This window comes from Enterobacter sp. JMULE2, assembly GCF_013337145.1.
In the GTDB taxonomy this organism is placed as follows: Bacteria; Pseudomonadota; Gammaproteobacteria; order Enterobacterales; family Enterobacteriaceae; genus Enterobacter; species Enterobacter mori.
The window spans coordinates 284,341-298,299 of sequence record NZ_SGWD01000016.1; the positions used below are offsets into that span (position 1 = coordinate 284,341).

Consider the following 13,959-nt stretch of genomic DNA (forward strand, 5'->3'; position numbering starts at 1 on the left):
TAGAAAAAACTTACTGGAGCCTTATGTTTGCGGTGATGGGGGAGTGAAACAACGCGCGGCGCTTGTAAGGTCCGCCACACAAACCGCAGCCGGGGAAAGCCGACCGGCAAGGCCGTATGTTTGGGCCATGAACACGACAATGCCCCCCGCAGACCTCGATCCCCGTCGGCAGGCCATGCTGCTGTACTTTCAGGGATACCGCGTAGCCCGCATTGCAGAAATGCTGGGCGAGAAAGTTGCAACCGTTCACAGCTGGAAGAAGCGCGACAAATGGGGCGAGTATGGGCCGCTGGATCAGATGCAGCTCACCACCGCCGCGCGCTACTGCCAGCTCATTATGAAGGAGCAAAAAGAAGGGAAAGACTTCAAGGAAATTGACCTGCTGGCGCGCCAGTCAGAGCGCCACGCCCGGATCGGTAAATTTAACGATGGCGGCAACGAGGCTGATTTAAATCCGAAGGTTGCCAACCGCAACAAAGGCCCGCGCCGTCAGCCCGAAAAGAACGTTTTCACCGACGAACAGATCGAGAAGCTGCAGGCGGTTTTCCACGGCTCGATGTTCGCCTACCAGCGCCACTGGTACGAGGCAGGCAACCGCCACCGTATCCGCAACCTGCTCAAATCGCGCCAGATCGGGGCGACCTTCTTTTTTGCACGGGAGGCGCTGATTGACGCCATCACCACCGGCCGCAATCAGATTTTTCTCTCAGCCAGCAAGGCGCAGGCGCACGTCTTCAAGCAGTACATCATCGACTTTGCAAAAGAGGTGGATGTGGAGCTGAAAGGCGACCCGATGACGCTCAGCAACGGTGCGTGCTTGTACTTCCTCGGCACCAACGCCCGCACGGCGCAGAGTTACCATGGCAACCTCTACCTGGATGAATATTTCTGGATACCGAAATTCCAGGAGCTGCGCAAGGTGGCCTCCGGTATGGCCATCCATAAAAAATGGCGGCAGACCTACTTTTCAACCCCGTCCAGCCTAACACACAGCGCCTATCCGTTCTGGTCCGGCGCGCTGTTCAACCGGGGCCGCGCCAAAGCGGACAAGGTGGATATTGACCTGACCCACGGCAATCTGGCCCCGGGCCTGCTTTGCCCGGACGGCCAGTACCGCCAGATCGTCACCGTGGAGGATGCGGTGCACGGCGGCTGTAACCTGTTCGACCTGGACCAGCTGCGCATGGAGTACAGCCCGGACGAATACCAGAACCTGCTGATGTGCGAATTCATTGACGATCTGGCGTCAGTATTCCCGCTGAGCGAACTGCAGGTGTGCATGGTGGACAGCTGGGAAGTCTGGTCCGATTTTCAGGCGCTGGCGCTGCGCCCGTTTGGCTGGCGCGAAGTGTGGATCGGCTATGACCCGGCCAAAGGCACGCAGAATGGCGACAGCGCGGGCTGCGTGGTCATGGCTCCGCCTGCCGTGCCGGGCGGAAAGTTCCGCATTCTGGAGCGTCACCAGTGGCGCGGGATGGACTTCCGCGCCCAGGCAGACGCTATCAAAAAACTGACGCAGCAGTACAACGTGACCTATATCGGCATCGACTCCACCGGCGTTGGCCACGGCGTGTATGAGAACGTGAAGGCGTTCTTCCCTGCCGTGCGCGAGTTCGTCTACAACCCCAACGTCAAAAACGCCTTAGTGCTCAAGGCCTACGACATTATCAGCCACCGCCGTCTGGAGTTTGACGCAGGGCACACCGACATAGCGCAATCATTCATGGCAATCCGCCGCGCCACTACCGCTAGCGGGAACCGCCCCACCTACGAAGCCAGCCGCAGCGAAGAAGTTAGCCACGCAGACCTGGCCTGGGCAACGATGCACGCGCTGTTTAACGAACCGCTGCAGGGCGAAGCCGCCAATACAAGCAACATTGTGGAGATTTTTTAATGAGTGAACACGACGCCCTGACCAGCACTGCGCTAGTACAGGAAGCCGCGCAGCAGAAGAATACAACTCACGCCGAAGCGTTCAGCTTTGGCGATCCGATCCCGGTACTGGACCGTCGCGAGCTGCTGGACTATGTGGAATGCGTGCAGATGGATAAGTGGTATGAGCCTCCCGTGAGCTTTGACGGCCTAGCCCGCACCTACCGCGCCGCCGTGCATCACAGTTCACCGATTGCCGTTAAGCGCAACATCCTGACCAGCACGTTTATTCCCCATCCACTGCTGAGCCAGCAAGCATTCAGCCGATTTGTGCAGGATTATCTAGTATTCGGTAACGCCTATCTGGAGAAGCGCACCAACCGGCTGGGTGGCATTCTTTCGCTGGAACCATCACTGGCGAAATACACCCGCCGCGGGATCGATCTCGACACATACTGGTTTGTGCAATACGGCATGACCACACAGCCCTACGAGTTCACCAAAGGCAGTATCTTTCACCTGATGGAGCCAGACCTTAACCAGGAGATTTACGGCCTGCCGGACTATCTTTCAGCCATCCCTTCTGCCCTGCTGAATGAGTCCGCCACGCTGTTCCGCAGGAAGTACTACATCAACGGTAGCCATGCGGGTTTTATCATGTACTTGACCGACGCAGCGCAGAACCAGGAGGACGTGAACAACATCCGCCAGGCTATGAAAAGCGCCAAAGGACCAGGCAACTTCCGCAACCTGTTTATGTACTCGCCCAACGGCAAAAAGGACGGCATTCAGATCATCCCACTGTCGGAGGTGGCGGCAAAAGATGAGTTTCTGAACATCAAGAACGTGAGCCGGGACGATATGATGGCCGCGCACCGCGTTCCGCCACAGATGATGGGGATTATGCCGAGTAATCTTGGGGGGTTTGGGGATGTTGAGAAAGCAAGTAAGGTTTTTGTAAGAAATGAATTGCTTCCACTACAGGAGAGAATTAAGGAGTTGAACTATTGGCTGGGCATAAATGCAATAGTATTCAAACCCTATAAGTTAAACTAATAGTAAAAACGCCGTAAAAGGCGTTTTTTTTTACTAAATTGCTAAATTAATTATGTTACACATAATCTCCCACTTAAGCTTTCAATCGTTCTATAAAGAACATGATAAATATAGGACAAACTAGCTACAATATTTTTTTCATGTGGTTGTAATGTCCGGTTTCCGGCCCAAGATAAAGAAGAACCGTAACTTCTAATATTCCTATAGAATATTCCCCCAAGGTCCTGTCCTTTTTCCCCGTAATAATTAGAATATCTATAGTTCCAATCATTCCTTATTCTACTGGGTTTATGCCAACGAACATCATCTTCATCACATATATTAAGGAACAATTCCTTTAACTGTACATCCTCGTCTTCAACATCCAATCTCCGTACAATTTCAGCAATATTTTTCCAAACTTCAACATGTACTCGAGGAGATTTTTTCTCGAAATAAACTTTAACCCTCTTATCATATTGTGAATTTTTCAGAACAGCTTGATATCCATAATTAGAATCATTTAATACCACACTCGAAGCTGAGGGATTTGATGACCTTCTAATTATTTCCTTCATATCATCATTTGAAAAATTGATGATATACCTACCACATAATTTTGTAATCTCAGTAGCCATAAAAAAGGCTGCATAATACGCAGTAACTAATACCCAAGATGTTTGACAAGAATTTGAAATTTGCACTTGCAAATTCTTGACCTGCTCTTCAATTCTAACCCTCCCAAAATGGAAGTCTGAAAATAATGCATCCCTATATAATTCAGAAGATAACTCGACCGAAAATGAACTTAAATCTCCAAAATCAAAAATCAAATCATGCCCTGGATCTAATAACACCTCTTTAATAGTATCTTTAGAACGATATTCTTTACCAGGTTCAGGTGAAAGAGAATGCTGACTAATGGCTTTAATCGTCCTGCTAAATAATTTATCAGGCAACATAGTTATTAACCTAACAAGTCATCTGGGGTTTCAAGGGTTCTAATATTAAGCTCAATGAGGTTTTTCAAATCATCAGCCAATGCTTTTACATTTTGAGAGTTCGTGCCGCTATGCAATTCAAAATTAATTTTATTCGCACCAGACAAAACCTTATAAAAAGATGACTGCGAATAATTTCTGTAATAGGTAATTGAGTACGAACAAACATCTTCAAATATTAAAAACAACGCTTGAAAAAACACCGATGTTGCTAGGCGCTTGTCATTACCCTCTATCTCCTTAAGAATATCTGAAGCAGCATTTAAATAATGCATGACTAATATTTTCTTTTTCTCGTAATCAAATTTCTTCAAAGTCCCGCTATCAATAAGTTTTTCTAAACTAGAATGAAATGGCACATGTGATAATTTGCCAGGAATAGATGCCGTTGGTGCTATTCTACCATACAATGGCGACGCAACATCATCCCCCAACTCACGGAACATTCTGACTAAAATAGATTCTTTAGACTCCGGTTCAGACAAGAACTTCAACAATTCAATTCGTAAAGTTTTTGGCACACCAACTTGATTCGAGTTTATATCTAGGAAGTATTGCACTTCTTGCTTAAGATTTAAACCACTAAAGATACAAACTGGCAATTCAATATCATTTTTACTTATGCTCGCACCAAACAATCTATGTTGTCCATCAATAACAAATAACTTCCCTGCAATATCTTCAAAATCTAACATTTTTTCAGCTTCATTATATTTAAGCTTGCATCCTTCCTTAGTACTTAAAATTATCGCACCTGGAATTATATTACCTTCATCAAGATAAGCAGCAATGGATTTCGCTCTTTTATCACTAAGAAGTCTTTGATAACCCTCTTTAGGATTGTCATCGGCCCTGGAAACCTCAGAAATATCAAATAATTTCTTCGCATTCATGACTGTTACGAAACAATCAACATCGCCATTACCTATATTCCATGCTAGAACTTTATTCATGTAACACTCTCAATTCAAAAGGAAAAAGTCAGTTAATGTTAATAGATGCTTGAAAAATTTCAAGTACAGAAATCATGAATCTCATCTAACCAAGAAGCTGAGCACATTTTGTCACTTATTCTAAATTTACTCGCAAAATCTTGACTATGCCCAGTTGACACCGAGTGAGTTAATCTTGAGATTGAACATCGTCTTCAAGGATATCACTCATAATAATCGAGTCAGTGAAGTGTCTATCTCAAAAGCAGATATAAAGCATTTAGCGCGCGCTCGTATCCCCGCCACGCCTGCCCACTTTGTGTAGAGGTTTTCATGCAGGTGCATGACAGGTCGGAAAGCGCGCCAGTTCTGGCGGCCCCGGCCCGTTGCGATCCTTTTTGGATCATGCGAATCCATGCACCATAGACATGCACTGAGTTCTCAAACCGCAGGATGCCATATGGGAGGGAGTTTCCCATGGTGCGGAATCACTAATGCGTACTCTCATCCTGCCCTACTCCATATTCATTCAGCCTGGTAACCAGATCGCTTGTCAGCTCCGACAGCCACGAAATCGCAACCTCCTTGTCGTCATCGCTACAATCTGAGCTGGCAACCAGCCGGGCCATAAGTTCTATCCGCTGCAGTGCAAGTGACTCCATGAACAAATCGTTCACAACTCCCTCCCAATATTACTGTTTATATATACAGTACATCATATAATTTTAAAGCTGAAATAGTTTTTTTACTCAGCTAACTCTTTGATTAATAGATATGCCCTTTCTCTGAGCCGTCAGTACCACTGGCGCCATTTGTCATCCTCCTGTAGGCGCTGGTTCCGGTAGAACAGGCGCAGCCCGGCTCCAGATGGCAGGCTGCCGCCACGCAGAAGCAGATCCACTTCCGTTTCGCAGGCGTCAAAACCTCTGGACAGCAACTCCGCATCGAGCTGTAGCCGTTGGTGCTCCGTAATTTCCTGTTTGTAGCCTTTTCGGCGCTTCGGTTTAACCAGCCGCAGTCTTGCCGTCAGCTCGCGCAGTTCCGTTTTGCTCATGTTTTCAAAGTCTGGCAGCGCTGCAGGTTCTTCGTTGCCCGGTAGTTCGCCCCCTGTTTTAACAAGGGGACAGTTATTGCCACGAGTCCAAGGGGCGCAAGCGCCCTGGTCGGCTGTCGCCTCCTGAAGGTCAACGGCTTTTCGAACCATTTTCCACTTCACTGCATGAGTGCAGATCCGGCCCTCAATGATCGGGGACCAGATACCATAAATACGAACACCGTGATCGCCGTAGGCGCTCGGCTCGTCGTTCAGTTCATAGGCAGTTCTGACCAGGTGATGCTTGCGCGGAACAAGAACGCCGCCCTGCTTCATGATGTAGGTGGCAAAACAGCCAGCATCAGCTGCGGCCAGCACAGCATCCAGACGCGGGTTTTCCAGTACGGGCGCGCCGGCCTTCTTGTCACCCTGCACCCTGGCAGCCTGACCGGCCAGCAGGCGCAGCTCGCGGTACGCCTGGCGGCCAGGAATACCAAAGAAGCGGAATTGCTGGACACGGTGCAGCGAAGCCCAGGCGTTTACATTCTCAGCGTTATCGCGCAGTGATCTGCCTGTTTCTTTGCTGACTTCCTGCGCCAGCCCGCGCCCGTCGATATTCTTGCTGATGTATTTGGCGATATAGCTGGTCGGTGTACCCTTGCGCGGGTTGATAAGCTCAGACTTGAATCGCGGCCCGGTATTGGTGCCCAGTTCCTCCCGGTCCTCACGAATGGCGAATTTACGCAGTAGCGCGGTAATGGATTTGCGGTCTTTTTTGCGCATGAAGCAAAGCAGGTGCCAGTGCACGGTGCCGTCATGGTGTGGTTCGGCAACGCGGACGCCATACCAGCGCAGCCCGGCTTTGTGCATCGCCTTACGGAAGGCAGCGAACATATTCACCAGGTAATCGCTGCTCTGGCGGACCGTGGCACTGGTCCATTTCGGGTTTGGCCTGCCGTTATTAAGCGTCGCGTGAAAGCGTGATGGGCAGGTAATGGTATAGAACACGGCGCATTCACCACGCATTTCTGCGATCAGCTCCAGCCCCTTAACGCAGGCCATCATTTCGTTGCGCCGGTGTGCCGGATTGCTGCTGCTGGCGTTTACCACTTCTTCCATATCCAGCGTGTCACCTTCGGCGTTAACCAGCTCATGCGAGCGGAAAAACTCCAGTGATTTGCGGTGCTGTTCGCGTTTGTGGATCACGGCTTCATAGCTGACATACGGGGACGCCTTTTTGTTAACCAGGCAGACAGCGCGCAGCTGTTCTTCCCGCCATTCACATCGCATCTGCCACAGCTTGCGATACCACCAGTCCGCGCAAAGCATACGGGCAAGCGAGCCCGGAATAAGCTCGTAGGGGACCGGGTTACGGCGGCGCTTTTTCCGGCGCAGTTGCTCGAAAGCAGGCGGGATAACATCAAGGCGCATAGCCTCAGCGGCCACCCTTTCCCATGACCGGCGGATCTCTTCCGGCGTAACGTCTTCATCCGTAAACAGCTCACCGCAGGCAGCATCCAGACACATGCTCATGTGTGCCGCCACCAGGGTAGATAACCGCTTGACCTGCTCCTGGTTCATTTCTGGCAGGACCAGTAAGCCCTCCAGCCCCTCATGGCTCGCCATAAAACGAAATGAAGCAGAAATCTGGCTAGTACGCACGCGCTCCAGGCGTTCAAGGCACGGTCTGATGGTTTCACGCAGATAGCGGGAATATGCCTTCGGTTTACCCAGGCCCTCGAAATATTTAATCCGCTCAAGCAGCGGCTTATTGATATGTGCTGGCTGAGCGCTCACGTCAGCAACGATAACCAGGTTGGGGTTGAATTGCTGCTGTTCGCGGGCCATTTTGGCGCGGCTTAACAGCAGGTCCTGCTCCATTTCTCGCTGAACAGGATCACGGAATTCAATGAAGAAATAGCGATCCCAGACCTCATTACTCAGGGCCTCGCGGCGCAGCTGTTCCTGTTCGTTGTCCGCAGCATAGAGAGTAATGAGGTTTGAAAGCGCTGACTCCGGCGCTACTTCCGCCGGTTCCAGATAGGGGTTAATTGCCTTTTTAGGCGCGGTCCAGGGATACGCCCCGGTAGTTTTACCTCCACTACCGGGGAGTTCTGATACAAGAGGCGCGACGGGACGGCCTGAGCTAATATCCGTCACTCGCAAACTCCTGCGTAAACACTGCTGCAAACCGCGCTGTCATTTGCACTCGCCAGCAAATCAAACTGCGCGCCGCCTCGTGTCGTCAGTGCCCAGTCGCGATAGGTCTCAATGCCATAAGCATCAACAGTGATGACCTCAATACGCTTTTCAGCCCGGCGTGAATCATGCGTGGAGGGAAAGAAAGTTGAATTACCGCGGCGCGAACAGTCCGCAACCATTCTTTCCCATTCAGCAACCCGGCGAACCTCTTCTGGCCAGCGCTGGAAAATTTCAGCAAGTTCAGATTTACGGGCGTGAATGCAGGGCATACAACCGACACGGCTGCAGCCCTGCAGATATAACGGGTTAGGCTTAATGCCATGGCGCTTTGCAATTGCAAAGACATCCTCATGCAGCCAGTTAAGGATCGGACGATAGACGTGCAGGCCCGGCGTGTTGTCTGCATCTTCCTCCCAGTCCGGCAGCAATGCGCGTGCAGGTGATTCCTGAGCCCTGACCCCCTGCCAGCTGATAACCTCGTCATACTCTTCCAGGGCAGGAACGACAACCTGAGTCCTGACAGGCTCATGCTTGAGGTCAAAGGTGCAGAAACGGGCTTTTGTGGTAGGGAACCGGCCTTTCCACATGCACAGGTCCAGAAAAGGAATGCCGGTGGGCTTCAATATTTCCAGGGCACGGTGCACACGTTCTGCCGCCTTATCGGCAGACATACCGCATTCCTGAACCAGAGAAACGGGCCATTTCTCTGCAATGAATTTCCGTTTGCCTTCGATCTGGCGAGTGAAATCAGCTTTAACACGGATAACCTTGCCCAGCTTTGATTCCAGATAGTCCAGATATTCCATCGTCTGGGGGTGTTCATGGCCCGTATCAGCGAAGACAGAAATATGAGGAACATCGTTTTCAATGGCCCGCAGCCACTGGGCAAGGCTATCCTTTCCGCCTGAAATACTGATGGTATTGATGGTGCTGGAAGCAAAGCAGCGCGGATCGATAGAATTCATACGCGCACCACTCAAAGGGTGATTTTTGATATTCATACAGCACCACCGTTGTAGTGTTTGCCTTTAAGCTCTGCGATTTCCTGACAGGTGACGCAGCACTGCGCCCCCGGAATGGCACGACGGCGCGCTGAAGGGATCGGTGCATCGCATTCGATGCAGAGCACACGTGAAACGCCCGGGGCTCTATTGCGGGCAGTGTGGATGTGGCGCTGACGTTCTTCTTCAACGCGCTGTTGTACGAGGTCCATAGAGTCAGCCATTAGTGGAGCTCCTGAGATTCGTTTTCGTAGCGGGTTGCTTCGCAGCGCAGTAGTTCAGCTGCTTCAACACCGTTTAACCCTTTGTTGGTGATGTGGGTTGCCAGCGCCTCAAGGCGTATTGAAACTGCGAGCGCGCGGCCTTTGCGCTCCTCACGTTTGGCAATATCGATCACCGCCATAAGCGAATCGGTTTCGGCTACAAACATTTTTCGTAATTCTTTCTGCATTGTTCTCTCTCCTAAATTTGGGCAAAAGAATGCCCGGCGGGTTTACGCCATTAATTTCTGTTGTGGGTTAGTTCGGCATGGTTAGCCGTTTGGGAAATAAGCTCACCACTGCACGAAAATGATTCATTGCTTTAACCAGTTCCCGCTTTTCGTCAGTAGTTAGATCACTAATATTGATGCCGTGACGTTCTGCCGGAATTTTTGCCATAAAGAATATGGCAGCCAGTGCACGCTCATTTTGTTTATGGTTTATATCGCGACGGTCGCGCATATCTTTAATGAACCTTTCAAGCTCTGGCTCAATATTCAGACCAAACACACTCGCCCTTAATTCAGCTATATGGTTCAGTCCTTCAAGCCGTTGACCCGGGCTTAGTGGAACAGTCGCAGAAGTACCTTCAATAGCCATGGTTTCACCTGTTTGGTAGTGGTCATCCCTGCCAGTAGTTCTTCCTGAGAGCGGGACGGGTGCCAGCGCTTGCCATCTTTCCCGATAATCCAGCCATGGCCGCAGTGCATACCCTTGCTTTGTTTAACCAAAAGCGATGCGAATGAGGGTTCTTTATTAAGCATGAGCACCTCAGATCAGACCAAAAGACGCGCTGAGGCCCGTCACTGTATCAACAGCACTTGCCATTGCCGGGTTGTACTGCAGGCGCGCATGCATGGAAACAGCTGTAAGTGCCATTAAGCGAGTGACAGAATTGATGCTTTCGATAACCTGCCGACGTTCCGTTGTTGTCTGGTGTTCGCCAGAAACAGCGCTTGCTGCAACACGACCAATCTCTGCTGTAGCATTCAACACGTAATGAGGCATTTTCTCGCTGGCAACTTCGTTCAGCGGCACGCATGGCAAGCAATGGATTTGCGCCAGAAACCCATCAACCAGCGTGGAGTCCTCGGTGATATCCGTCAGCAGCCAAATTTCCGGCGCCGTGAGTTGATGCGGCTGGTCCGGGTTCAGCTTATTGCGCAGAGTCTGGACATTCATTCCCGCGCGTTCTGCCAGCTTCGCCATGTTGTGACGCAGTGCGAAAGCCCGACAGGCCTCTTCAAAGTGTGGATGTTTGGAAATCTTATAATCAAACATGTGAGCCTCTTAGAAAGTTCTCATAATTGAAGTTACTGACCAACAACAACGCGGAAGTTGGAATGACCTAGGGACTCACGAACCTGATCGGTTTTGTACATCAAGTAACGAAGACATACGCGCCCCTTATTTTTCTCCTTTTTGACCATGTACTTAGCCAATTGGCCATGGTGGATTTTTTGATAAACAGAGCCGCGAGAAATGCCTTCCCATTCCGCGAACTCTGCAGGTGTAGCCATCTCTTTTGGTACTCGAATTGAAATATCTGTGCTCATAGTGCAGTATCTCTTAGTTTGTTTTCGTTTCATCTCGTTTTATGTGGTTTGGTTTTGCTTTTCAAACCATGAACGGATATTAGGATCACTTTTTATATGCGTCAAGAGGTTTGATTATGAGTTTAATCAAGGCAGGGAATGACAGTGGTGGACGTGATGCAATCAATAGGCTTATTAAAGCCTACAATTTCAGCTCACGTCAGCAGCTCTGCGAACATTTGGACGTATCTAAAAGCACTATGGCTAACAGATACTTAAGAGATAGCTTTCCCGCTGAGTGGGTAATTCAATGCGCCCTAGAAACAGGAATTTCCCTTCTATGGCTGGCAACCGGCCAGGGGGATATGTATGCGAGTGAGAACGAAGAAAAGAATCTCAAAAACGAAACCTCCGTCACGGTAAGACCACTTTCTAAAATCGTTGCTCCCAGTATCAAACATGCTGAGCTCAAGAACGGCGAGCTTCAGCCGTGTGATGAAATCCTTCTCGATAGCAGACTGCTGGATAGTGAATCTTCCAACTCTCTTTTTGTAAAAACAGCTAGTGATAGTTTCGTTGTGGATACGTCAGTGAAACAAATCAGCAATGGTTATTGGCTGGTAGACATCGACGGCGTTAAAAGCTTCGTTAAGATAGCCCGTATTCCTGGCAATAAAATTGTGGTTCATCAGGATGAAGCATCCTTTGAGTGCGCTGTAGATGATGTAGAGGTAGTTGGCCGCGCAGTAAAAGTCATTAAGAGCATCTAACTATGACGATTAGAAAGCAGCCGAACGGAAAATGGTTGTGCGAATGTTACCCAAACGGGCGTGATGGCAAGCGCGTGCGCAAGCAATTTGCGACAAAGGGCGAGGCTGTAGCATTCGAAAACTTCACCATGGATGAAGTGAACAAAAAGCCGTGGCTGGGTGAAAAGGAAGATCGGCGGCATTTGTCAGAATTGATTGAGCAGTGGCACTCCCTTTATGGCCAGACGCTCGCAGACCCCAAGCGCCTCATGGCGAAATTGAACATTATCTGTAATGGATTAGGCGATCCCGTCGCTTCTGAGTTAACAGCCGGTGAGTTTACCAAATATCGTGAAGCACGATTAAAAGGTGAGGTACGTAACGAAAACGGTGGGCTAATGTCACCAGTTAAACCTCGTACGGTAAATCTTGAGCAGCGCAACCTTTCATCTGTTTTTGGCACATTGAAAAAGCTGGACCACTGGTCAGCCCCTAACCCACTCGCCGGACTACCCACTTTCAAAATCGCAGAGGGGGAACTGGCGTTCCTAGCCCCGGACGAGATTAGACGCCTACTGGATGCCTGCGCTGATTCTCAAAGCCCGAGCCTTTTGATGATCGCAAAGATATGCCTGGCAACCGGGGCACGGTGGAGTGAAGCCGAAAACCTTCAGGGCCATCAGTTATCAAAATACCGGATTACTTATACCAAGACCAAAGGCAAGAAAAACCGTACAGTGCCAATATCACAGGATCTGTATGACGAACTTCCCAAGTACAGAGGGAAGTTATTCACGCCATGCAGAAAAGCCTTTGAGCGGGCAGTAAAGAGGGCTGGTATTGAGTTGCCGGAAGGTCAGTGTACCCACGTTCTGCGTCATACATTCGCCAGTCATTTTATGATGAACGGCGGAAACATACTGGTACTAAAAGAAATCTTAGGTCACACTGATATTAAAATGACAATGATATATGCCCATTTTTCTCCAGAGCATCTCGAAGATGCAGTGACGAAAAATCCATTAATCAACCTTTCTTGAAAGAATTATCATGCGCAAATATTCTGAACTAAAAGAAATATCAGATTCACTATTACAATATGAACTACTCCAGCCACCATTCAAGGCCAACGGCGATATTGTATCCAACTTTAAAAACAGGATTAATTGTTACCTTGAAGCTATTGATAAAATAAGAAAGGACTACCCAGAAAACGAAACAATAAAAGAGGTAAAAAAAGATCGAGTTCAATCACAACCTTCTCCAATAAAATCTCTGAAACGTTAACCCATTATCTTAACGGTAATATCAAAGAAGCTTATAACACATTCAACCAAGCTATAATAGGTTCGCCAGCAATGAAGAACCACATTTATCAAATGACAGTTCCGTTAACAAAACTTTGTAATAGACGAACACCGTTATTTCGCGTTAGGAAAAGTGATAACATACTAAAAAACAGAAAGGAATTATTCCACATTCCTTTTAGTCAAAGACATTTAGTAAGCGCACAACGCTTCTCAGTTTCAGGTTTACCATGTCTATATCTTGGGACATCAATATTTGTTTGCTGGCAAGAGATGGGAAAACCAGATTTCGACAAACTTTATATATCATCATTTATAACTGATGACGAATCATCACAAATCAGAATACTCGATCTCGGATACAACTTAACATCAGCACTACGTTCCGCCCCAAGTGAGCATTCTTTTTCATTTGAGCCTGAGCGTGTAGATGAGTATAACAATGAAGATTATACTGATTTTCTTGACCCGATTAATGATAAGGTTTCAAAACTAATCGCATGGCCTCTAGTATTAGCCTGTAATTATACAAAAGATCATGAACATGCAAATTTCCACAAAGAATACATTATTCCAAACTTATTAATGCAATGGATTAGCAGTGATAGCAACAAGAATATTTCAGGAATATCATATCGTTCAACAAAAATACTCAATCAAAAAGATAGCGATATCGGTATAAATGTAATATTACCCCCAAAAATGGAACGAATAACTGTACCAGACACGTTGTACTGCCCTGAATTGAAGAGAACATTTAAAGTTACTAATCCAGTATCATGGGCTGTGTTTAGCACCTTAAAGGCCACTCCCAACTTCCACTCACCAACAGCTATCAGATATCAAACAAATGGCCCAGCAAAAGGCTGGATAGAAGATTTCGATGAATCCCTTGTAGATTACTATGACAATACAACCTTCAGAAAAGTAGAAGTTCTTATCCATCAAATGATGAAATATGAACATCTACCTGATGGCGGCAATTTGGCGGCAGAGCAGTAAAAACTCGTGAAACCATCAAACACCAAATAA

At 48.4% G+C, this 13,959-nt stretch carries 16 protein-coding genes; 6 read left to right on the forward strand and 10 right to left on the reverse strand.

From position 1 onward, the window contains the following. Positions 1-127: 127 nt before the first annotated feature. The gene (locus EXW94_RS21415) at positions 128-1,894 is read left to right on the forward strand and encodes a terminase ATPase subunit family protein (protein ID WP_174340957.1); all 1,767 of its coding nucleotides are present in this window, start codon (positions 128-130) and stop codon (positions 1,892-1,894) included. Next, positions 1,894-2,928 carry a phage portal protein gene (locus EXW94_RS21420; protein ID WP_155031592.1) on the forward strand — a complete coding sequence of 345 codons (1,035 nt, stop codon included), beginning with the start codon at positions 1,894-1,896 and terminating at the stop codon, positions 2,926-2,928. The genes EXW94_RS21415 and EXW94_RS21420 overlap by 1 nt, the downstream gene beginning before the upstream one ends. Positions 2,929-2,978: 50 nt before the next feature. Here the strand turns inward: EXW94_RS21420 and EXW94_RS21425 are convergent, their stop codons facing one another. The 10 genes from EXW94_RS21425 to EXW94_RS21470 form a co-directional block, all read right to left on the reverse strand. Continuing rightward, positions 2,979-3,869: a hypothetical protein gene (locus EXW94_RS21425; protein WP_174340958.1), complete on the reverse strand. Its 891-nt coding sequence runs from the start codon at positions 3,867-3,869 to the stop codon at positions 2,979-2,981. A 5-nt stretch (positions 3,870-3,874) separates the two neighbouring features. After that, positions 3,875-4,861, reverse strand: a complete 987-nt coding sequence (locus tag EXW94_RS21430) for a DGQHR domain-containing protein (RefSeq protein WP_155031594.1) — start codon at positions 4,859-4,861, stop codon at positions 3,875-3,877. A gap of 772 nt (positions 4,862-5,633) precedes the next feature. Then, a complete protein-coding gene (locus tag EXW94_RS21435; RefSeq protein ID WP_174340959.1) occupies positions 5,634-8,033 on the reverse strand; it encodes a replication endonuclease in 2,400 nt (799 codons plus the stop codon). Beyond that, positions 8,030-9,040, reverse strand: a complete 1,011-nt coding sequence (locus EXW94_RS21440; protein ID WP_174340960.1) for a phosphoadenosine phosphosulfate reductase family protein — start codon at positions 9,038-9,040, stop codon at positions 8,030-8,032. Before EXW94_RS21440 ends, EXW94_RS21435 begins: the two co-directional genes overlap by 4 nt. A gap of 32 nt (positions 9,041-9,072) precedes the next feature. Beyond that, entirely contained in the window at positions 9,073-9,300 is a 228-nt protein-coding gene (locus tag EXW94_RS21445) for a TraR/DksA family transcriptional regulator (protein WP_174340961.1), read from the reverse strand. After that, positions 9,300-9,527, reverse strand: coding sequence for a DUF2732 family protein (locus tag EXW94_RS21450; RefSeq protein ID WP_039025453.1), 228 nt, complete (start codon positions 9,525-9,527; stop codon positions 9,300-9,302). Before EXW94_RS21450 ends, EXW94_RS21445 begins: the two co-directional genes overlap by 1 nt. A 67-nt stretch (positions 9,528-9,594) precedes the next feature. Then, a complete protein-coding gene (locus EXW94_RS21455; RefSeq protein ID WP_047059350.1) occupies positions 9,595-9,936 on the reverse strand; it encodes a DUF5347 domain-containing protein in 342 nt (113 codons plus the stop codon). After that, on the reverse strand, positions 9,900-10,100 hold the full coding sequence (locus EXW94_RS21460) for a phage filamentation protein Fil family protein (RefSeq protein ID WP_174340962.1): 201 nt from the start codon (positions 10,098-10,100) through the stop codon (positions 9,900-9,902). Before EXW94_RS21460 ends, EXW94_RS21455 begins: the two co-directional genes overlap by 37 nt. Positions 10,101-10,107: 7 nt before the next feature. Continuing rightward, positions 10,108-10,617 carry a phage regulatory CII family protein gene (locus EXW94_RS21465; protein ID WP_174340963.1) on the reverse strand — a complete coding sequence of 170 codons (510 nt, stop codon included), beginning with the start codon at positions 10,615-10,617 and terminating at the stop codon, positions 10,108-10,110. 32 nt (positions 10,618-10,649) lie between these two features. Further along, complete coding sequence (locus tag EXW94_RS21470) at positions 10,650-10,892, reverse strand: hypothetical protein (protein WP_029463825.1); 243 nt, start codon at positions 10,890-10,892, stop codon at positions 10,650-10,652. A 116-nt stretch (positions 10,893-11,008) separates the two neighbouring features. On the opposite strand from EXW94_RS21470, the gene EXW94_RS21475 reads away from it, so the two are divergent. From EXW94_RS21475 to EXW94_RS28325, 4 genes are all read left to right on the forward strand, one after another. Beyond that, positions 11,009-11,641 (forward strand): phage repressor protein CI, encoded by a 633-nt coding sequence (locus tag EXW94_RS21475; RefSeq protein WP_174340964.1) that lies wholly within the window; start codon positions 11,009-11,011, stop codon positions 11,639-11,641. A 2-nt stretch (positions 11,642-11,643) separates the two neighbouring features. Then, positions 11,644-12,660, forward strand: a complete 1,017-nt coding sequence (locus EXW94_RS21480) for a site-specific integrase (RefSeq protein ID WP_174340965.1) — start codon at positions 11,644-11,646, stop codon at positions 12,658-12,660. A 10-nt stretch (positions 12,661-12,670) separates the two neighbouring features. Then, complete coding sequence (locus EXW94_RS28320; RefSeq protein ID WP_254797868.1) at positions 12,671-12,907, forward strand: hypothetical protein; 237 nt, start codon at positions 12,671-12,673, stop codon at positions 12,905-12,907. Positions 12,908-13,200: 293 nt separating this feature from the next. Beyond that, positions 13,201-13,929, forward strand: a complete 729-nt coding sequence (locus EXW94_RS28325; RefSeq protein ID WP_254797869.1) for a hypothetical protein — start codon at positions 13,201-13,203, stop codon at positions 13,927-13,929. Positions 13,930-13,959: the final 30 nt, after the last annotated feature.

Excerpts from the sequence above, each read along its gene's own strand:
- EXW94_RS21415 (WP_174340957.1), top strand. The coding sequence starts at position 128 with ATGAACACGACAATGCCCCCCGCAGACCTCGATCCCCGTCGGCAGGCC.
- EXW94_RS21420 (WP_155031592.1), top strand. The coding sequence starts at position 1,894 with ATGAGTGAACACGACGCCCTGACCAGCACTGCGCTAGTACAGGAAGCC.
- EXW94_RS21425 (WP_174340958.1), bottom strand. The coding sequence starts at position 3,869 with ATGTTGCCTGATAAATTATTTAGCAGGACGATTAAAGCCATTAGTCAG.
- EXW94_RS21430 (WP_155031594.1), bottom strand. The coding sequence starts at position 4,861 with ATGAATAAAGTTCTAGCATGGAATATAGGTAATGGCGATGTTGATTGT.
- EXW94_RS21440 (WP_174340960.1), bottom strand. The coding sequence starts at position 9,040 with ATGAATTCTATCGATCCGCGCTGCTTTGCTTCCAGCACCATCAATACC.
- EXW94_RS21445 (WP_174340961.1), bottom strand. The coding sequence starts at position 9,300 with ATGGCTGACTCTATGGACCTCGTACAACAGCGCGTTGAAGAAGAACGT.
- EXW94_RS21450 (WP_039025453.1), bottom strand. The coding sequence starts at position 9,527 with ATGCAGAAAGAATTACGAAAAATGTTTGTAGCCGAAACCGATTCGCTT.
- EXW94_RS21455 (WP_047059350.1), bottom strand. The coding sequence starts at position 9,936 with ATGGCTATTGAAGGTACTTCTGCGACTGTTCCACTAAGCCCGGGTCAA.
- EXW94_RS21460 (WP_174340962.1), bottom strand. The coding sequence starts at position 10,100 with ATGCTTAATAAAGAACCCTCATTCGCATCGCTTTTGGTTAAACAAAGC.
- EXW94_RS21465 (WP_174340963.1), bottom strand. The coding sequence starts at position 10,617 with ATGTTTGATTATAAGATTTCCAAACATCCACACTTTGAAGAGGCCTGT.
- EXW94_RS21470 (WP_029463825.1), bottom strand. The coding sequence starts at position 10,892 with ATGAGCACAGATATTTCAATTCGAGTACCAAAAGAGATGGCTACACCT.
- EXW94_RS21475 (WP_174340964.1), top strand. The coding sequence starts at position 11,009 with ATGAGTTTAATCAAGGCAGGGAATGACAGTGGTGGACGTGATGCAATC.
- EXW94_RS21480 (WP_174340965.1), top strand. The coding sequence starts at position 11,644 with ATGACGATTAGAAAGCAGCCGAACGGAAAATGGTTGTGCGAATGTTAC.
- EXW94_RS28320 (WP_254797868.1), top strand. The coding sequence starts at position 12,671 with ATGCGCAAATATTCTGAACTAAAAGAAATATCAGATTCACTATTACAA.
- EXW94_RS28325 (WP_254797869.1), top strand. The coding sequence starts at position 13,201 with ATGGGAAAACCAGATTTCGACAAACTTTATATATCATCATTTATAACT.